General features: G+C 72.7%; 16 protein-coding genes and 1 other RNA gene. 12 read left to right on the top strand and 5 right to left on the bottom strand.

What is annotated here, in order from left to right:
* Positions 1-30: 30 nt before the first annotated feature.
* Positions 31-708: a ComF family protein gene (locus tag OOK41_RS28480; RefSeq protein WP_266268027.1), complete on the top strand. Its 678-nt coding sequence runs from the start codon at positions 31-33 to the stop codon at positions 706-708.
* 250 nt (positions 709-958) lie between these two features.
* Positions 959-1,588, top strand: coding sequence for a ribosome-associated translation inhibitor RaiA (raiA, locus tag OOK41_RS28475; RefSeq protein ID WP_117665841.1), 630 nt, complete (start codon positions 959-961; stop codon positions 1,586-1,588).
* A gap of 34 nt (positions 1,589-1,622) precedes the next feature.
* On the opposite strand, the gene OOK41_RS28470 is transcribed toward raiA, so the two are convergent.
* Together OOK41_RS28470 and OOK41_RS28465 are read right to left on the bottom strand one after the other, a co-directional pair.
* The gene (locus OOK41_RS28470; protein ID WP_243639169.1) at positions 1,623-2,741 is read right to left on the bottom strand and encodes a GNAT family N-acetyltransferase; all 1,119 of its coding nucleotides are present in this window, start codon (positions 2,739-2,741) and stop codon (positions 1,623-1,625) included.
* Positions 2,738-3,907: a GNAT family N-acetyltransferase gene (locus OOK41_RS28465; protein ID WP_266267345.1), complete on the bottom strand. Its 1,170-nt coding sequence runs from the start codon at positions 3,905-3,907 to the stop codon at positions 2,738-2,740. Before OOK41_RS28465 ends, OOK41_RS28470 begins: the two co-directional genes overlap by 4 nt.
* A 160-nt stretch (positions 3,908-4,067) precedes the next feature.
* On the opposite strand from OOK41_RS28465, the gene secA reads away from it, so the two are divergent.
* Positions 4,068-6,989, top strand: a complete 2,922-nt coding sequence (secA, locus tag OOK41_RS28460; RefSeq protein ID WP_266267344.1) for a preprotein translocase subunit SecA — start codon at positions 4,068-4,070, stop codon at positions 6,987-6,989.
* A gap of 136 nt (positions 6,990-7,125) precedes the next feature.
* Here the strand turns inward: secA and OOK41_RS28455 are convergent, their stop codons facing one another.
* Both OOK41_RS28455 and OOK41_RS28450 read right to left on the bottom strand, forming a co-directional pair.
* On the bottom strand, positions 7,126-7,728 hold the full coding sequence (locus OOK41_RS28455; RefSeq protein ID WP_117665845.1) for an Rv3235 family protein: 603 nt from the start codon (positions 7,726-7,728) through the stop codon (positions 7,126-7,128).
* A gap of 99 nt (positions 7,729-7,827) precedes the next feature.
* A complete protein-coding gene (locus tag OOK41_RS28450) occupies positions 7,828-8,055 on the bottom strand; it encodes a helix-turn-helix domain-containing protein (protein ID WP_117665847.1) in 228 nt (75 codons plus the stop codon).
* Positions 8,056-8,242: 187 nt separating this feature from the next.
* On the opposite strand from OOK41_RS28450, the gene OOK41_RS28445 reads away from it, so the two are divergent.
* Positions 8,243-8,752, top strand: a complete 510-nt coding sequence (locus OOK41_RS28445; protein WP_266267343.1) for a hypothetical protein — start codon at positions 8,243-8,245, stop codon at positions 8,750-8,752.
* A gap of 36 nt (positions 8,753-8,788) precedes the next feature.
* Here the strand turns inward: OOK41_RS28445 and OOK41_RS28440 are convergent, their stop codons facing one another.
* Positions 8,789-9,880, bottom strand: a complete 1,092-nt coding sequence (locus OOK41_RS28440) for a hypothetical protein (RefSeq protein WP_266267342.1) — start codon at positions 9,878-9,880, stop codon at positions 8,789-8,791.
* A 429-nt stretch (positions 9,881-10,309) separates the two neighbouring features.
* Here OOK41_RS28440 and pruA point away from each other — a divergent pair, with 429 nt between their 5' ends.
* From pruA to OOK41_RS28400, 8 genes are all read left to right on the top strand, one after another.
* Positions 10,310-11,938, top strand: coding sequence for an L-glutamate gamma-semialdehyde dehydrogenase (gene pruA / locus OOK41_RS28435; protein WP_266267341.1), 1,629 nt, complete (start codon positions 10,310-10,312; stop codon positions 11,936-11,938).
* 166 nt (positions 11,939-12,104) lie between these two features.
* Positions 12,105-12,620, top strand: a complete 516-nt coding sequence (locus OOK41_RS28430) for a PadR family transcriptional regulator (protein WP_117666883.1) — start codon at positions 12,105-12,107, stop codon at positions 12,618-12,620.
* Positions 12,621-12,799: 179 nt separating this feature from the next.
* A complete protein-coding gene (gene prfB / locus OOK41_RS28425; RefSeq protein WP_266267340.1) occupies positions 12,800-13,921 on the top strand; it encodes a peptide chain release factor 2 in 1,122 nt (373 codons plus the stop codon).
* A gap of 118 nt (positions 13,922-14,039) precedes the next feature.
* Entirely contained in the window at positions 14,040-14,648 is a 609-nt protein-coding gene (locus OOK41_RS28420; RefSeq protein ID WP_266267339.1) for a cell division ATP-binding protein FtsE, read from the top strand.
* A 67-nt stretch (positions 14,649-14,715) separates the two neighbouring features.
* A complete protein-coding gene (gene ftsX, locus OOK41_RS28415; RefSeq protein WP_266267338.1) occupies positions 14,716-15,591 on the top strand; it encodes a permease-like cell division protein FtsX in 876 nt (291 codons plus the stop codon).
* A gap of 133 nt (positions 15,592-15,724) precedes the next feature.
* Positions 15,725-16,204: an SsrA-binding protein SmpB gene (smpB, locus tag OOK41_RS28410; RefSeq protein WP_091083942.1), complete on the top strand. Its 480-nt coding sequence runs from the start codon at positions 15,725-15,727 to the stop codon at positions 16,202-16,204.
* 106 nt (positions 16,205-16,310) lie between these two features.
* Positions 16,311-16,687, top strand: a transfer-messenger RNA (tmRNA) gene (gene ssrA / locus OOK41_RS28405).
* A gap of 218 nt (positions 16,688-16,905) precedes the next feature.
* Positions 16,906-17,928: a hypothetical protein gene (locus OOK41_RS28400; RefSeq protein ID WP_266267337.1), complete on the top strand. Its 1,023-nt coding sequence runs from the start codon at positions 16,906-16,908 to the stop codon at positions 17,926-17,928.
* Position 17,929: the final 1 nt, after the last annotated feature.

The raw sequence follows: 17,929 nt of genomic DNA, 5'->3' as shown, positions 1-17,929 counted from the left end.
GGCGGGCTCTGGGCGGACCTCACCGACCTGGTGCTGCCGGTGGAGTGCGCCGGCTGCCGGGACCGCCCGGCGGCCGTCCGGCGCGGGTTCTGCCCCCGCTGCCAGGCGGCGCTGGAGGAACTGGGCCCCCGCCCCGTACGCCCCACCCCCGCCCCGGCCGGCCTGCCGCCCTGCGTCGCCCTCGGCCCGTACGCCGGGCCGTTGCGGGAGGCGCTGCTGGCGTACAAGGAGCGTGGCCGGCACGGGCTGGCCCGGCCGCTGGGCGGCCTGCTCGCTGAGGTGGTGGCCGACGCGGTGGGCGGGCCGCGGCCGGTGCTGCTGGCCCCGGTGCCGGACACGGCGGCGGCGGCCCGCGCCCGGTACGGCGACCACCTGGGCCGGCTGGCCCGGCACGCGGCCGTCCGGCTGCGCCGGGCCGGGTGGCCGGTGCGGGTGGTCCGGCCGCTGCGGGCGCTGCCCCGGCCGGACTCGGCCACCCTGGACCGCGCCGGTCGCGCCCGGGCGGCGGAGTCGGCGTTTCGGCCCCGCGCCGGGACGGCCGTGCCCCGGTCCCGCGCCGGCGCGCCGGCGCCGGTGGTCGTGCTGCTCGACGACATCGTCACCACCGGGGTCACCCTGGCCGCCGCAGCCCGGGGGCTGCGCGCCGCCGGCCTGGCACCGCAGGCCGCCGCGGTGCTCGCCGCGACCCAGAAACGGCGTCGCCGATAACGTTTCGTGTTTGTGATTCACCCGACAGTGTCCGTCCTGTGAAAATTCTGAGCCTTTCCGCGGCGGGGGGTGACTGGCGGACGAACAGGGGTTAGCGTTTTCGTGTCGGGGGTAGGAAGGCATTCCCACCCGCCCCCGGCGGTGAGAGGAGGCGGAGCCGCACTGACCCGGCCGACGCCGTACGGACTGCCCAGGGGGCGAGCCGGCCGGGGATTTCCGAATCGAAGGCCGTCCGAACAAGGGAGGTCACGTGGACATCGTGGTCAAGGGCCGCAACGTCGAGGTTCCCGATCATTACCGGGTGCACGTAGCCGAAAAGCTCGCGAAGATCGAACGCTACGACCACAAACTGATTCGTGTGGACGTCGAGTTGTTCCACGAGCGCAATCCGCGCCAGTCCGATCATTGCCAGCGTGTCGAGATAACGTGCGTTTCCCGTGGTCCGGTGATTAGGGCCGAGGCCTGCACGAACGATTTCTACAGCGCGCTCGACACCGCGATCGCCAAGCTGGACACCCGGCTGCGCCGGGCGGCGGACCGCCGCCGGGTGCACCGGGGCCGGCACGCGCCGATCTCCGTCGCGGCGGCCACGGCCGACCTGCCGGTCGCCGACCTCGGGGCCCCGGTCGCGGCCCTCGACGGCGCACGGTCGGCCACCGCCGTCGCCGAGCGGGTCGAGGAGGAGCACGAGGACCAGCCCTGGCACATCGCCCGGGCGAAGGTCCACCCCGCCGAGCCGATGACGGTCGACGACGCGCTGTTCCAGATGGAACTGGTCGGGCACGACTTCTACCTGTTCCACGACAAGGAGTCCGGCCGCCCCAGCGTCGTCTACCGCAGGCACGCCTACGACTACGGCATCATCTCCCTCGACACCTGACCCCGCCCGGCCGTTCCCCGCTGGCCCGCACGGGTCAGCGGGGAAGCTCGGCGGCGAGCAGGGCGTAGACGACCGAGTCGACCCGGGTGCCGTCCGGGCCGGGCAGCCGGCCGCGCATCAGGCCCTCGCGGGAGAAGCCGACCTTTTCCAGCACCCGCTGCGAGGCCACGTTCTCCGGGCGGGTGCCCGCCCAGATCCGCGAGATCCCGACCTCGTCGAACGCCCAGCCGGCGACGAGGCGCGCCGCCCGGGTGGCCAGGCCCCGGCCCCGTCCGGCCGGCAGCATGCTGTAGCCGATCATGGCCTGCCCGGTCATCGGCTCGTCGTAGTACAGGGCGCATCCGCCGACCAGTTCGCCGGTCGCCGCGTCCAGGATGACCAGGTCGGCGGAGACCCCGGCCAGCCAGCGGCTCTCCGCGAGCCGGCAGCGCCGTTCGATCTCGGCGAGCGACGGCGGCTCCGGCGGCACCCGGTTGGCGACCACCTCGGGCCGGCGGTGCAGCCGGTACATCCCCGCCACGTCGTCCCCGCCGACCGGGCGCAGGGCCACCACGCCGTCGGTGAGCCGGCCGTCGGGCAGGTCGGGCAGGGTCCGGGCCACGGGGCCGGGCGGGTCGTCGGCCAGCCGCACCCAGCAGACCAGGTCGTGCCGGCCGCCGCCACGGGTGGGGTGTGCCGCGCGGCGTACCCCCTCGTGCCGGAAGCCGGCGGCGAGCGCGACCCGCTGGCTGGCCGTGTTCTCCGGGTGGGTGAGTAGTTCCAGCCGGGTGGTGCCGTGCGCGAACGCCGCCGCGGCCAGCGCCCTGGTCGCGGCGGTGGCCACCCCGTGCCCGCGCGCCCACGGCGCGACCCAGTAGCCGATTTCCGCCTGTCCCCGCAGCGCGACCGGGTTGCTCAGGCCGATGCCGCCGAGCAGCCGGTCGGTCGCCGGGTCCGCGACCGCGTACGCGGCCCCGCCGGTGGCCCGGGTCGCCGGGGCGCCCTCGGCGACCCACCACCGGGCGTCCGCCTCGGTGTACGGGCCGGGCAGGCCGGAGATGAACCGCTGGGTCAGCGGGTCGGCGCAGGCCGCCGCCGTGTCCGCGACGTCGTCCGCGCGGAACGGCCGCAGCCGGACCCGCTCGGCCTCGACGGTGTCGGGCAGCGCCGTCACGCCAGGTCCCCGGGGAGCAGCGAGCCGACCCAGGCGTCGCCCCGGGCGCCGTCGCGGACGGTCAGCGCCGCCCGCACCACGCCCTCGACGGTGAAGCCGGCCTTCTCGGCCACCCGGCGGGAGGCGGTGTTGCCGACCAGTGCCCGCCACTCGACCCGGGCCAGGCCGAGGGTGGTGAAGCCCCAGGCGGTCAGGGCGGCGGTCGCGGCCGGCATGTACCCCCGGCCCCGGGCGTGCGGCGCGGTCATGAAGCCGACCGTGCCCGCCGCCGGGTCGCCGGCGAGGATCCGCAGGTCGATCGAGCCGGCGTACCGGTCGTCGCCGTCGGCGACGGTGAAGTACGCGCCGGTGCCGCGCGCCCAGGCCGTGTCGGCCGTGTCGTGCTTGAACCTCTCGGCGTGCGCCCGGTCGTACGGGGCCGGCACGGTGGTCCACTCGACCGTGTGCGGGTCCCGGCAGGTCTCGGCGACCGCGTCCAGGTCGCGTTCCTCGATCGGCCGCAGCCGCAGTTCCTCGGCCCCGACGGTGGCGAACAGGGTGGGCTGCGCCCGGCCGAAGACGGCGGCCCGGCGGGCGTCCAGGGTCTGCGGGCCGGCCGGGCCGGGGGCGCCCGGCGCGGGCAGCTCGCCGGGGAGCAGGGAGCCGATCCAGCCCTCCCGCCGGCCGTCGGGCGACGGGTGGGCCAGCCGCAGCTCGCCCTCGATCCGGAAGCCGGCGCGCAGCGCGGCCAGCCGGGACGCGTGGTTGCCGATCTCGGCCTGCCAGATCAGCCGGCGCAGTCCGGGCGCGTCGAACGCCCACCGGGCGACCACCCGGGTGGCCCGGGCGGCGACGCCCCGGCCCCGGGCCCAGGGGGCCACCCAGTAGCCGATCTCACCGGTGTCGGTCGCCTGGTGCAGCGACACCAGGCCGCAGGAGGCCAACAGTTCCCCGGTGCCGGCGTCGCAGACGGCGAACGGGGCGCCCGTGCCGTCGCGCCAGGCCGCCGCGCTGAGTTCGGTGACGAACCCGCGGGCATGTTCGGGCAGGTACGGGCGCGGTACGGTGGTCCAGCGCTGGATGTCCGGATCCTGGCAGGCCCGGTGCACGGCGTCCGCGTCGGTCGCCCGCCAGGGCCGCAACAGCAGACCGTCCTCGGTGAGTTCCACGGGTTCCACCCGATCCATCGTGCCGGATCGTTCGCGCTGGGCGTAACCGGATATCCCGCCGCCGGCCCGCGGTCCGAGCGTTATGTCGGGTTCGGCCGATCGGACCGCCGCCACCAGTGACCATCAGGCCGACGGAGCGCCTACGATGGGTCGAGACTGTCTAGGGGAGCGTTGATCCGTGTCGATTCTGGAAAAGGTCCTCCGCGCGGGCGAGGGCCGCATGGTGCGCCGGCTGAAGGCCATCGCCGCCGCCGTCAACTCGATCGAGGACGACTACGTCAACCTCACCGACGACGAGCTGCGGGGCCTCACCGACCAGTACCGGGAGCGGCTCGCCGACGGGGAGACCCTCGACGACCTGCTGCCGGAGGCGTTCGCCACGGTGCGCGAGGCGGCAGCCCGGGTGCTCGGCCAGCGGCCGTACGACGTCCAGGTGATGGGTGGCGCGGCGCTGCACTTCGGCAACATCGCCGAGATGAAGACCGGTGAGGGCAAGACGCTGACCTCGGTCATGGCGGTCTACCTCAACGCGCTGTCCGGCAAGGGCGTGCACGTGGTCACGGTGAACGACTACCTGGCCCAGCGTGACGCCGCCTGGATGGGCCAGGTGCACGAGTTCCTCGGCCTCACCGTCGGCGTGGTCCTGCCCAACCGGCCGGCCAGCGAGCACCGCGCCGCGTACGAGTGCGACATCACCTACGGCACCAACAACGAGTTCGGCTTCGACTACCTGCGCGACAACATGGCCTGGTCGAAGGACGAGCTGGTCCAGCGCGGGCACAACTTCGCCGTGGTCGACGAGGTCGACTCGATCCTGATCGACGAGGCCCGGACGCCGCTGATCATCTCCGGCCCGGCCGAGCACTCGGCCCGCTGGTACGGCGAGTTCTCCGGCGTGGTGGCCCGGCTCCAGCCCGGCAAGGACGGCGAGGGCGACTACGAGGTCGACTACGCCAAGCGCACCATCGCGGTGACCGAGCGCGGCGTGGCGAAGGTGGAGGACCGGCTCGGCATCGACAACCTCTACGAGTCGGTGAACACCCCCCTCGTCGGCTACCTGAACAACGCCATCAAGGCCAAGGAGCTGTACAAGCGCGACAAGGACTACATCGTCAGCGACGGCGAGGTCCTGATCGTCGACGAGTTCACCGGCCGCATCCTGCACGGGCGCCGTTACAACGAGGGCATGCACCAGGCGATCGAGGCCAAGGAGGGGGTGGAGATCAAGCAGGAGAACCAGACCCTGGCCACCATCACCCTCCAGAACTACTTCCGCCTCTACGAGAAGCTCTCCGGCATGACCGGCACCGCCCAGACCGAGGCGGGCGAGTTCAACAAGGTCTACAAGGTCGGCGTGGTGACCATCCCGACCCACCGGCCGATGGTCCGGCAGGACCGGGCCGACGTCATCTACAAGACCGAGAAGGCCAAGTTCAACGCGGTCATCGAGGACATCGCCGAGCGGCACCAGGCCGGTCAGCCGGTGCTGGTCGGCACCGTCTCGGTGGAGAACTCCGAGATCATCTCCCAGCTGCTGCGCCGCCGGGGCATCCCGCACTCCGTGCTGAACGCCAAGTTCCACGCCAAGGAGGCGGAGATCGTCGCCCAGGCCGGGCGCAAGGGCGCGGTCACCGTGGCCACCAACATGGCCGGCCGGGGCACCGACATCCTGCTCGGCGGCAACGCCGAGTTCCTCGCCGCCAACGAGCTGCGCCAGCGCGGCCTCGACCCGGCGGAGAACGAGGAGGAGTACGCCAAGGCCATGGAGGAGGTCCTGCCCAAGTGGAAGCAGGCCTGCGAGGCCGAGGCGGAGGAGGTCGCCGGCGCCGGCGGGCTCTACGTGCTGGGCACCGAGCGGCACGAGTCCCGGCGGATCGACAACCAGCTGCGCGGTCGGGCCGGCCGGCAGGGTGACCCGGGGGAGTCCCGCTTCTACCTGTCCCTACAGGACGAGCTGATGAAGCGGTTCCGGGCCGGCGCTGTCGAGGCGGTGATGGACCGCTTCAACATCCCGGAGGACGTGCCCATCGAGTCGAAGATGGTCACCCGCCAGATCAAGAGCGCCCAGGCCCAGATCGAGGGCCAGAACGCCGAGATCCGCAAGAACGTCCTGAAGTACGACGAGGTGCTCAACAAGCAGCGCCAGGTCATCTACGCCGAGCGGCTGCGGGTGCTCAACGGCGAGGACCTCTCCGACCAGGTCCGCAACATGATCGACGACGTGGTCGGCGCCTACGTGGTCGGCGCCACCAGCGACGGCTACGCCGAGGACTGGGACCTCGAACAGCTCTGGTCCAACCTCAAGCAGCTCTACCCGGTCGGCGTGACCCTGGACGAGCTGGAGGAGGAGATCGGCTCCCGGGCCGGCTTCGACCAGGACTTCCTGCTCGCCCGCCTCAAGGAGGACGCGAACGCCGCCTACGACCGGCGTGAGGAGCAGCTCGGCGAGGAGGGCACCCGCGAGCTGGAGCGGATGGTGCTGCTCCAGGTCATCGACCGCAAGTGGCGCGAGCACCTCTACGAGATGGACTACCTCCAGGAGGGCATCAGCCTGCGGGCGTACGCCCAGCGCGACCCGGTGGTGGAATACCAGCGCGAGGGCTTCGACATGTTCGCCACCATGATGGAGGGCATCAAGGAGGAGACGGTCGGTTTCCTCTACAACCTGGAGGTCCAGGTTCAGCAGGCCGAGGCCGAGGCTGAGGCCGAGGAGGTGCAGCTGCTGGAGAAGCCGGTGGAGATCCGGGCCAAGGGCCTGGGCCGCGCCCCCCAGCAGCAGGGCCTGCAGTACTCCGCGCCGACCATCGACGGTGAGGCCGGTGCCGGGGCGGTCGCCGTGGAGCGGCCCGAGGAGCAGGCCCCGCCGGTCCGCGCGGCCCGTTCCGAGCGGGCGGCCCGGCCGGCGGCCCCGCCGGCCCCCGAGGCCCAGCGCCGCCCGGCCGCCTTCGGCGGGAGCGGGCAGGCCGTGGCGGCCGGCTCCGCCCGGGACACGGTCCCGGCCCGGGGAGAGGCCGGCGGTCCGTCGCGTAACGCGCCCTGCCCGTGCGGCTCCGGCCGCAAGTACAAGCGCTGCCACGGCGCCGCCAACGGCGGCAACTGACCTGTCCGGATGCCGCCGACGGCGGCACCCGTCCCAGCAGCGAGCACGCAAGGGGCCCCGGCGACGGCCGGGGCCCCTTGCCGTCCCCGCCGGCCGGGTCGAGCTGCTCCCGGCCCCTGGGGCGGGTCTGGGGCGGTCAGACGAGTTGGAGCGCGGTGCAGAGCCAGCGACCGCGCCGGTGTTCCAGGCGCAGCGCCATCGCCCAGGTGCGCCCGGCGGCGCTGCCCAGGACGGCGGCGGCCTCCACGGCAGCGGGACGGGGTTCGCAGACCCGCAGCCGGCGCAGCCGTACGGTCGGGCGGGTGGCGCGGCGACGGACCGGGCCGGTGCGCGCCGCCGCCCTGGTCAGCTCGTGCACCACGGCCGCCGAGCAGGCCGGCTCGCTCATCGGGCGGATCTGCCCGAGCGGCCGGTACCCGTTGAGGATCTCCAGGCAGGTGGTGACGAAGCGCTGGGCGGCCCGGGTGGCCTCCGGCGTGGCCGTGACCAGCGCGGCGGGTGGCGGGGCCGACGGAGTGGCCCGCCCGGGACCGCCAGGGGTGGGGCGGGGGTCGTGCGGGCGCCCGCCGGGGCGGGCCGGGGCGCGGCGGTGCGCCTCGAACAGGTCGAGGGCCAGTTGGGCGGCGACCGGGCGGGGCCAGCCCTCGGCCGGCTCCTCGGTGAACGGCGGGTCGAGCGGGGGTGCCGGCCGCACCCGGACCGGCGGGCGGACGGGACCGGGACGACGGGACTCAATCATCGCAACCCCCGATGCTTGCGTTTACCTTCGTTTGCCTCCGACAGCTTCGATTCTCGGGCAGACGACGTCCAGGGTCAATGCCGCTCGGTGCGGTGGACGCTACTCGGTGTCGCGATCGGTCAGCGGGTTGTCCCGGACCCACTCGGCGGTCTCGGCGTACTTGCGCTGGATGTACTCCTCCAGGCGGGCGCGCTCGACCCGCCACTGCCCCCGTCCGCCGATCTTGATCGCGGGCAGCTCACCGCCGCGCACCATGTGGTAGACCTGCGAATCCGACACGTTGAGCTCGGCGGCCACGTCGGAGAGCAGCAGGAACCTCGGCTCCACGGAAACTCCCGGGGTTGGCGTCGTTTGCCTCAGTTTGCCATCTCCTGCCGACAGCGCCGTCGACCCGGACCCGCGCGGCAACCTTCCGCAACGCGGGTGCGGGGTGTATGACGGTCACGGCGTACGGCATGATCGGCGCCCGGGGCCGGCGCGTGCCGGTCGGGAGGCGGAGCGGGGGAGACGACCGGTGACCGAGGAGCTTGTCCGGGTGTACGTGCCGGCGATCGTGCCGATGCTGGCCCGCCTCCCCGAGCAGGGGCTGCCCGAGACCGACGCCCACGCGGTGACCCCCGCCCTGCGCGAGTGGTACGCCGAGGGCGACGAGGAGGAACTGGAGTACGTCGCGTTCACCCGGGCCGCCCAGGACGCGCTGCTGCTGCTCCGGGACGACCCGGCCGCGCCCCGCCGGCGCGTGGTGGTCTCCGTCGACGTCCCCGCCTCGGCACTGCGGCGCACCGACGACGTGCTCGGCTCCAGCGCCGTCCGGCTGGTCCGGCCGGTGCCGGTGACGGCGGTCGCCGCGCTGCACGTCGACGGCGACGACGCGCGCGACGACGTGGCCGCCGCCGCGTCCGTGGCCGCCGAGGCGCTGGCCGGCGACCCGGACGCCCAGTTCACCGTCGACGGCGCCGAGGACCACGAGCTGGAGTGGTACGACGTCAGCGAGTTGGACCAGCTGCTGCGCGCCGCGTCCTGAGGCCGCCCCCCTCGTGCCCCGTGCCGCCGCACCCGGTCAGCGGCCGGCCACCGCCTCCGCCGCCTCGTCGTCGGCCGCCTCCCCGGCGGTGTCGTCGCCTGGCGCGGGGCCCAGCGTCCGGCCGAAGGCGATCAGCGCGGTGAGCGCGCCGACGAAGAGCACCCAGATCCCGTTGTCGATCCGGGAGGTGCCCAGCGAGGTCTGGGCGACCGCGTCCGCCTCGCTCAGCGCGCTGGCCAGGTCGAGCAGGGACCGCCCGCCGACCCGGATGATGACCTCGGCGAGCAGCAGGAGCAGGCCGGGACCGGCCCCGGCGAGCAGGTAGCCGGGCCAGCGGGGGGCCGGCGAGGCCGGGTCGCGCCGCTCGGCGCGCCGCCGGGCCCAGGTGAGGTACCCGAAGGCGAGCAGCCCCGCCAGCAGGCCGGCGAGCAGGGACTCCGACCGGGACACCCACTTTGCGGCGCCGAACATCGACTCCTGGGTGTCGCCCGCGCCGAAGAGGTCGAACAGCGGGTCCCGGGCCCGGCTGAACGCCACGACGAACACCAGCGCGCCGAGCGCGGCGGCGATGATCGCGCCGGACACCCGGGCGTTGCCGGCACCGGCAACGGCGCCGCCGATGATCGCCGCAGCGGCGGTGGTGCCGGCGATGACGTTGGTGGTCGCGTTGTCGAAGTAGGTCAGGTTGATCACCACCGCCGCCGCGAGCCCGACCAGCAGGCCGGTGCCGACCGCGACGGCGAAGCGCGGGGTGACCCGCTCGGAACCCCGCCGGGCCAGCAGGTTCGTCACCGCCAGGGCGACCGACGCGCCGGCCACCAGCGCGGCCGAGATGACCCCGGGCAGCGCGAACGCGGAGAGGCTGATCGCGGTGAGCCCCGCCTCGGCGGAGGTGATCGCCGCCCGGGTGGACCAGAGCATCGCCGCCAGCCAGCCCACGGCCAGCAGCGCCAGCACGACCGCCCCCGGGGCACGCGCCGGGGGCGTACCCCCGTCGGCCGGTGCCGGCTCGACGGGCGAGGCCGGGTCGGCGGCGCCGTCGTCGCCTGGCTCGTCGGATCCGGCCGGTGCGCCCTGCACCGGCTGGTCCGGCTCCGCGGCGGTGGAGCTGCCGGGCTGGTTGCTCATCGTCTCCCCTTCGACGGACGCCCGGACCCGGCCGACTCTGCCGGCGCGTGGGTGGGCCTGGTCACCGGCCATCCAGGGTACGCGCCACCCGGCCGCCGGCCGCCCGCCCGTCCGTTGCCCCCACCCGCCGGCCCCGTACCCCGGGGCGGCGGCGGGTGAGGAATCGTAGGGGTGGCGGGGGTTGGGCCAGGGATTCGCCGGGTGTGGGGCGGATCGGGCGGTGATTCGCAGGGCGGGGCGCGGAGCGCGAAGCGCGCCAGGTCGGACGGGTGGCGCCGGGGTGGGGCGGAACCGGGGATGCCGCATGGGAGAATCGGCGCAGGTCCCGCCGCCGCGACCGGTGCAGCCCGCGGCGTACGGCGTCCGGCCGCCCGGCCGGTGTCCGCGGGTCCGATTTCGCCACCGCTGCCGAGATCGCCAGGAGCCCCGATGGACGCCGTGTTCTCCGTACCCGAGCCGCGTAACGAGCCGGTCCGCGCCTACGAGCCGGGCAGCACCGACCGGGAGCGGCTCCAACGACGCCTGGCCGAGCTGGCCGGCGAGCGCCTCGACCTGCCGATGACCATCGCCGGCGAGCAGCGGATGGCCGGCGGCGAGCCGATCGACGTGGTGCAGCCGCACCGGCACGCGCACGTGCTGGGCGTCACCGGCCACGCCACCCACGACGACGCGCGCGCCGCCGTCAGGGCCGCCAAGGACGCCGCTCCGATGTGGCGGGCGCTGCCGTTCGAGGAGCGCGCGGCGATCTTCCTGCGCGCCGCCGAGCTGCTCTCCGGCCCGTGGCGGGACACCCTCAACGCCGCCACCATGCTCGGCCAGTCGAAGACCGCCGTCCAGGCCGAGATCGACGCGGCCTGTGAGCTGATCGACTTCCTCCGGTTCAACGTGCACTTCGCCCGGGGCCTGCTGGCGGAGCAGCCGCTCTCCTCCCCGGGGGTGTGGAACCGCTTCGACCACCGCCCCCTGGAGGGCTTCGTCTACGCGGTCACCCCGTTCAACTTCACCGCGATCGCCGGCAACCTGCCCTCGGCCCCGGCGCTGCTCGGCAACACGGTGGTCTGGAAGCCGGGCCCGACCCAGCAGTTCGCCGCGCACTTCACCATGCGGCTGTTCGAGGCGGCCGGCCTGCCGCCCGGCGTGATCAACATGGTCACCGGGCGGGGCGAGGAGGTCTCCGACGTGGTGCTGGCCGACCCGGACCTGGCCGGCATCCACTTCACCGGCTCGACCAAGGTCTTCCAGCAACTGTGGCGGACCGTCGGCGACAACATCCACCGCTACCGGGGCTACCCCCGGCTGGTCGGCGAGACCGGCGGCAAGGACTTCGTGGTCGCGCACGCCAGCGCCGACGTGGACGCGCTGCACACCGCGCTGATCCGCGGCGCGTACGAGTACCAGGGCCAGAAGTGCTCGGCCGCATCCCGGGCGTACGTGCCGCGGTCGCTCTGGGACGCCGGGCTGCGCGACCGGCTGGCCGCCACCGCCGACTCGCTGACCTACGGCGACGTCACCGACTTCACCAACTTCGGCGGCGCGGTGATCGACGCCCGGGCGTTCGACCGGCACACCGCCGCCCTGGAGCTGATCTCCGGCGACGACTCCTGCACCGTGCTGGCCGGCGGCACCGCCGACGACTCGGTCGGGTGGTTCGTCCGGCCGACCCTGTTCGAGTGCGCCGACGCCGCACATGAGACGTTCACCACCGAGTACTTCGGCCCGATCCTCGGCGTGCACGTCTTCGACGACGCCCGCTTCGACGAGGTCGTCGCCCAGGCCGAGTCGATCGCCCCGTACGCGCTGACCGGGTCGATCTTCGCCACCGACCGCCGGGTGGTCGACGCGGTGGCCGAGCGGATGCGGTACGCGGCCGGCAACTTCTACATCAACGACAAGCCGACCGGAGCGGTGGTCGGGCAGCAGCCGTTCGGCGGCGCCCGGGCCAGCGGCACCAACGACAAGGCCGGCTCCTGGCACAACCTGGTCCGCTGGACGTCCCCCCGGACGATCAAGGAGACCTTCGTCCCACCGACCGACCACACCTACCCCCACATGGGCTGACGCACCCCGCGAGGGCTCCCGGCGCGTCGCGGGGGCCCTCGCCGTGCGCACCGTGACCGACCCTCAACGGACTGTCGCCGGCCGACAGTGCACATAGGAAACCCTCCCGGGTGGCGAAACTGGCAAATCCTGGACGCCGGGTCGGCAAAGTGGCAGCGTAATGGGCATGGCGGATTCCGGAGTGAACCCTACTGCGGCGGCCCTCCTCGGGCTGCTCCACGAGGGTCCCATGACAGGCGGCCAGTTGATGGCCGCCGCCGAGCGCAAGCTCGCCCCGTACTGGTCGATGACCCGCAGCCAGGTCTACCGTGAGCTTCCGGTGCTGGCCGAGCGCGGTCTGGTGCGGCTGGGCAAGCCCGGGCCGCGATCCAGCCAGCCGTACGCGATCACCGCGTCCGGAAAGCGGACGTTCTCCCGCTGGCTGGCCGAGGAACCGGGGCGGGACACGATCCGCAACCCGATCGCCCTGCGGATCGCCTTCGGCGGCCTGCACTCGGCCACCCAACTGCGCAACCTCCAGGCCTCCGCCAACGAATACCACAGCGAGGCCCTGGCCCGGGTGCGGGAGCAGGTGAAGAACGCCAAGAAGGAGGGCGACTCGTACGACGCCAGCGCGCTGGAGTTCGCCGTCGCCTACCACAAGGCCGCCCTGTCCTGGCTGAAGTCCGCCCCCGTCGGCTGACCCCGCCCGTCGGCCCGCCACCCCGCCACCGGGCCGCAGCCGGGTCGTCCCCCGGGACGGCGCTCGCCCGTGACCAGCGGGGCCGACAGGCCCACGCCGCCCGGTCGGGCGGACACTTTTCGCCCGTCACCGCGGGGCTCGCAAGCCGACCTCCCGCGCTCGCAGTAGGCTTGTCTGTCGTGACCGCTGCCGATTACGCCGAACAGCTCAAGGACCTCGACGCCACCCTGCGCAACATCGAGGCCGTGCTCAACCTCGACCGGCTGCACGAGGACAAGGCCCGGCTCGAGGAGCAGGCCTCCGCGCCGGACCTGTGGGACGACCAAGCCAAGGCGCAGCAGGTGACCTCCCAGCTCTCGTACGTCAACGGCGAGATCAGCAAGCTGGGCAGCCTGCGCTCCCGGCTCGACGACGCCCGCGTGCTGCTGGAGCTGGCCGAGGCCGAGGACGACTCCGGGGTGCTCACCGAGGTGGAGACCGAGATCGGCGGGCTCACCAAGGCCATCCAGGACATGGAGGTCCGCACCCTGCTCTCCGGCGAGTACGACTCGCGGGAGGCGCTGGTGGCGATCCGGGCCGGGGCCGGCGGCGTGGACGCGGCCGACTTCGCCGAGATGCTGCTGCGGATGTACCTGCGCTGGGCCGAGCGGCACGGCTACCCCACCGAGGTCTACGAGACCTCGTACGCCGAGGAGGCGGGCCTGAAGTCCGCGACCTTCGCGGTCAAGGTCCCGTACGCCTACGGCACCCTCAGCGTGGAGTCCGGCACCCACCGCCTCGTGCGGATCAGCCCCTTCGACAACCAGGGCCGCAGGCAGACCAGCTTCGCCGGCGTCGAGGTGCTGCCGGTGACCGAGCAGACCGACCACATCGACATCCCCGAGAACGAGATGCGGATCGACGTCTACCGGTCCTCCGGCCCGGGCGGGCAGAGCGTCAACACCACCGACTCGGCGGTGCGGATCACCCACGTCCCCACCGGCATCGTGGTCACCTGCCAGAACGAGAAGTCCCAGCTCCAGAACAAGGCGTCCGCGCTGCGGGTGCTCCAGTCCCGGCTGCTGGAGCGCAAGCGGCAGGAGGAGCAGGCCAAGCTGGAGGGCCTGAAGACCGACGCCGCCGGCTCGTGGGGCGACCAGATGCGCTCGTACGTCCTGCACCCGTATCAGATGGTGAAGGATCTCCGAACCGAGCAGGAGACCGGCAATCCGAGCGCGGTCTTCGACGGCGAGTTGGACAGCTTCATCGAAGCCGGTATCCGTTGGCGCAAGCAGCGCCAGCTTGCCGGCGACGCAGCGTGATCGCTCGCGGGCGGAGCGCGTCGTCGATCTACCCTTAACCGGATGTTTCGATGACGCGCCTCGCATCGGCGGGGCGCGGGGCTTGGTTCATCGGTTACACCGCGTAGACTCACCACCCGTGATTCAGCTTGAGCAAGTGACGAAGACGTACCCGAAGGCGTCCCGGCCTTCGCTCGACAACGTGTCCGTCTCGATCGAGAAGGGCGAGTTCGTCTTCTTCATCGGTCCATCAGGCTCCGGCAAGTCCACCTCGATGCGCTCCTGGAAGCGACCGCACTTCCGGCGTTCGATCGGCTGCGTCTTCCAGGACTTCCGGCTGCTGCCGAACCGCACCGCGTACGAGAACGTGGCCTTCGCCCTCGAGGTGATCGGCAAGACCAAGGCAGTCGCCCGCCGGGTCGTTCCCGAGGTGCTGGAGCTGGTCGGGCTCGGTGGCAAGGAGCACCGCTACCCGCACGAGCTCTCCGGTGGTGAGCAGCAGCGGGTCGCCGTCGCCCGGGCGTTCGTGAACCGCCCGCTGATCCTGCTCGCGGACGAGCCGACCGGAAACCTGGACCCGGACACGTCGATCGAGATCATGCGCCTGCTGGACCGGATCAACCGCACCGGCACGACCGTCGTGATGGTCACCCACGACTCCAACATCGTGAACCAGATGCGGCGTCGGGTCATCGAGATCGAGAGCGGTCGCATCGTGCGCGACCAGGCCCGCGGCGTCTACGGGTGAGCCGGCGATCCACCCCTGTGCAGTCTGACGACGATCACCTCACGCCGGAGACCCGGAGGAATTCCCGATGCGCTTGAAATACGTCCTGTCCGAGGTACTGGTCGGACTGTGGCGCAACGTGACAATGACCATCGCGATGATCATCACGATGGCCGTGTCGTTGACCATGCTCGGCGCCAGCGGCTTGATGTACAGCCAGGTGAACGACATGAAGGACCTCTACTACAAGAACATCGAGGTCTCGATCTTCCTGACCAAGGAGGCCAACGAGCAGCAGCGCGCCGACCTGCACACCAAGCTGAAGAGCGATCCTCTGGTCAAGGAGGTCATCTTCGTCGACAAGGCCGAGGCGTACAAGCGCTTCCAGGAGATGTTCCAGGACGCGCCCGACCTGCTGAGCGCGGTCAAGGCGGACAGTCTGCCCGAGTCGTTCCGGCTCAAGCTGGTCAACCCCGAGCAGTATCGGGAGATCTACAACCAGTACAAGGACACCGAGGGCGTCGACGAGATCGTCGACCAGAGCCAGCTCCTGGACAAGATCTTCAAGATCCTCACCTCGATCCAGAACATCGCCCTGGCGGCCGCGGCGGTGATGGCCATCGCCGCGTTGCTGCTGGTCGCGAACACGATCCAGGTCGCGGCGTACAGCAAGCGGCGTGAGGTCGCGGTCATGAAGCTGGTCGGCGCGTCCAACTGGTTCATCCAGGCGCCGTTCGTGCTGGAGGCCGTGGTCGCCGGACTGATCGGCTCGTTGCTCGCCCTGATAGCCCTGATCGCGGCGAAGTACCTGCTGTTCGACGGCGCGCTCAGCGACCTTCAAGGGCTGCTCTCCCCGGTCACCTGGGGCGACATCCTCGTCGTTTTCCCGATCATGGCCGGCGTGGGCGGTCTGGTCAGCGCCATCACCGCCTGGGTGACCCTCCGGTTCTACCTGCGGGTCTAGTCACCCCGGGGCCCGTCCGGCGTGGCAGGGCCCTCCGGCGCGGAATAATCCGCGCCGGAGGGTCCTTGTCGTTCGGGTAGCATGATCTCCGCTTCCGGCCCGGCCGGGAGCCACACGAGGGGAGGTGGCGCCGATGCCACGGGAGAAGGGGCGCAAGGTCGTCGCCTCCAACAAGAAGGCGCGCCACGACTACGCCATCCTCGACACGTACGAGGCGGGCATGGCGCTGACCGGCACCGAGGTCAAGTCGCTGCGGGCCGGGCGGGCGTCGCTGGTCGACGCGTTCGCCCAGGAGCGCGACGGCGAGCTCTACCTGCACGGCATGCACATCCCGGAGTACACCCAGGGCACCTGGACCAACCACGAGCCCCGGCGCACCCGCAAGCTGCTGCTCAAGCGGCTGGAGATCGACCGGCTGATCGGCAAGACCCGCGAGGGCGGCCTGACCATGGTCCCGTTGCAGGTCTACTTCTCCGACGGCTGGGCCAAGGTGGAGATCGCCCTGGCCAAGGGCAAGAAGTCGTACGACAAGCGGCAGGACCTCGCCAAGCGGGACGCGGACCGGGAGATCGCCCGGGTCGTGGGCCGGCGCGGCAAGGGGATGGACGACTGATTCGTCCCGTTCGTCCGCTCCGGCACGCCGGAGCGGGCCTCGGGATGAAACCGGTTGCGGAAGGCGTTACGCTTGTGTGGTGCCGCCGACAGGGGCGGCCCGTCGAGGGGGTGACTGGTTTCGACTTCGTACGCAGCGACAGGGGAAGCGAGCCGAGGAAGCCGACGTCGTCTCGAGAATCGGTCGTCGGAAACCAATAAGCGCCAAGAACAATCGCGCTGACTTCGCTCTCGCCGCCTGAGGCGAGTAGCTAAGTCTGTCGGCCTGGGAACGCCTTCGTCCCAGTCAGCCGGCATCAGCTAGAGGGCTGGCCAATCGGACCCGGTCGCGGGGTCCGTGCGGCGAGATCAATCAGCGACTGGGCCCGTCACACCAACTCGCTCGCATGAGCGGTGGGGCCGAGTAGAGGCATAGCGAGCTGCGCTCGGAGAAGCCCTGACAAACCGGCGAAGGACCCGGGTTCGATTCCCGGCACCTCCACCACCTCACCTGTGCGCCCCGATCCACCGGACCGGGGCGCACAGTCGTGTCCGGCCCCTTGGCGGCGTCTGCTGGAAACGGCGGGCGGACGCGGCGGGTCGTCCGCTGGTCCCGACAGAGGATCATGAGGCCGCTGCGGCCGGCGGGACCGGCGGGACCGGTGCGGAGGCCGGGAACCGGGGCCGGGGGAACCGGGGCCGGCGCGGGCGCGTCGAACGGGCATGCGTCGCGTTCTCGCCCTGGTGGGCCTGCCCCTGATCGTCATCGCGGCCGGGTGCGCCCCGGCCGGGTCGGAGCCGGGCGGCGGCGCCGACGACCGGTGGGAGCCGTTCCACCAGCGGGCCGTCGAGGTGGCCGAGGCGTGGCGGCCCGGGACCGCCTGGACGGCCGGGTACGTGCTGCTCCAGGAGCCGACCGTGCTGCTCGGCGATCCCGACTTCACCCCCGAGACCGAGCAGGCGTTCCGCAACGGCTGGTACCGGGAGCAGATCGCGGTGCCGACCGACGAGCCGGGCAATACCGCCATCCGCTTCCCCGACGCGACGCTGAGCGTGCCGCTGGTCAGTGCCGCGACGGCGTACCGGCAGCTCGACCAGGGCGACCCGCCGCCGTGCGAGGGACGGCCGCGGCAGCCGACGCCCGAGAAGCGCCCGGGCTTCCGGCCCAAGCCCGAGTCCACGTCCGGCCCCGTCATTGAGCCCGGCCCGGACGGTCCGACCCGCGATCTGCGCCCGACCGTCGAGCCGGGGCCGGACGGCCCGGTCAGCAACGCGCCGTCGACCGCCTGCCTGCCGCTGACCGTCACCGCCGTGCGGCTCGGCACCGCGCCGGTGCACACCAGCCGGGGCAAGGCCCACGTTCCCGCCTGGGTGTTCACCGTGGCGGAGCTGAGGGCCCTGGTGGCCCGGCTCGCCGTCGATCCCGGCGCGGTCACCGCCGTGCCCCGGGGCGTCGCGCCCATCCGCCCGGCGCCCGAGGGCGTGGTCGGCGCGGAGAGCCTCCAGGCCGTCGACGGGGCCCGGCTGACCTGGCGGATCGGCGTCGGCGCGTGCGACACCGGCGCCACCCCGCTGGTGCAGGAACGCGACGACGTGGTGGTGGTCGGCGGCGGCGTCACCCCGGCCACCGGCATCTGCACGGACCAGCTTCTGGTCAAGCCGGTCACCGCCACGCTGAAGGCGCCGCTCGGCGACCGCCCGGTGCTCGACGTGGCCACCGGCGCACCGCTGGTCGTCCGCCCCTGAG

The sequence above is a fragment of the Micromonospora sp. NBC_01655 genome, from assembly GCF_026339755.1.
In the GTDB taxonomy this organism is placed as follows: Bacteria; Actinomycetota; Actinomycetes; order Mycobacteriales; family Micromonosporaceae; genus Micromonospora.
The sequence above is the reverse complement of the archived record's forward strand: the minus strand, read 5'-3'. Positions and strand labels throughout refer to the sequence as shown.

Bases quoted from the DNA above. Each gene is read 5' to 3' on its own strand.
- OOK41_RS28465 (WP_266267345.1), bottom strand. From the start codon at position 3,907: ATGGATCGGGTGGAACCCGTGGAACTCACCGAGGACGGTCTGCTGTTG.
- OOK41_RS28455 (WP_117665845.1), bottom strand. From the start codon at position 7,728: ATGATTGAGTCCCGTCGTCCCGGTCCCGTCCGCCCGCCGGTCCGGGTG.
- OOK41_RS28440 (WP_266267342.1), bottom strand. From the start codon at position 9,880: ATGAGCAACCAGCCCGGCAGCTCCACCGCCGCGGAGCCGGACCAGCCG.
- pruA (WP_266267341.1), top strand. From the start codon at position 10,310: ATGGACGCCGTGTTCTCCGTACCCGAGCCGCGTAACGAGCCGGTCCGC.
- OOK41_RS28430 (WP_117666883.1), top strand. From the start codon at position 12,105: ATGGCGGATTCCGGAGTGAACCCTACTGCGGCGGCCCTCCTCGGGCTG.
- ftsX (WP_266267338.1), top strand. From the start codon at position 14,716: ATGCGCTTGAAATACGTCCTGTCCGAGGTACTGGTCGGACTGTGGCGC.
- smpB (WP_091083942.1), top strand. From the start codon at position 15,725: ATGCCACGGGAGAAGGGGCGCAAGGTCGTCGCCTCCAACAAGAAGGCG.
- OOK41_RS28400 (WP_266267337.1), top strand. From the start codon at position 16,906: ATGCGTCGCGTTCTCGCCCTGGTGGGCCTGCCCCTGATCGTCATCGCG.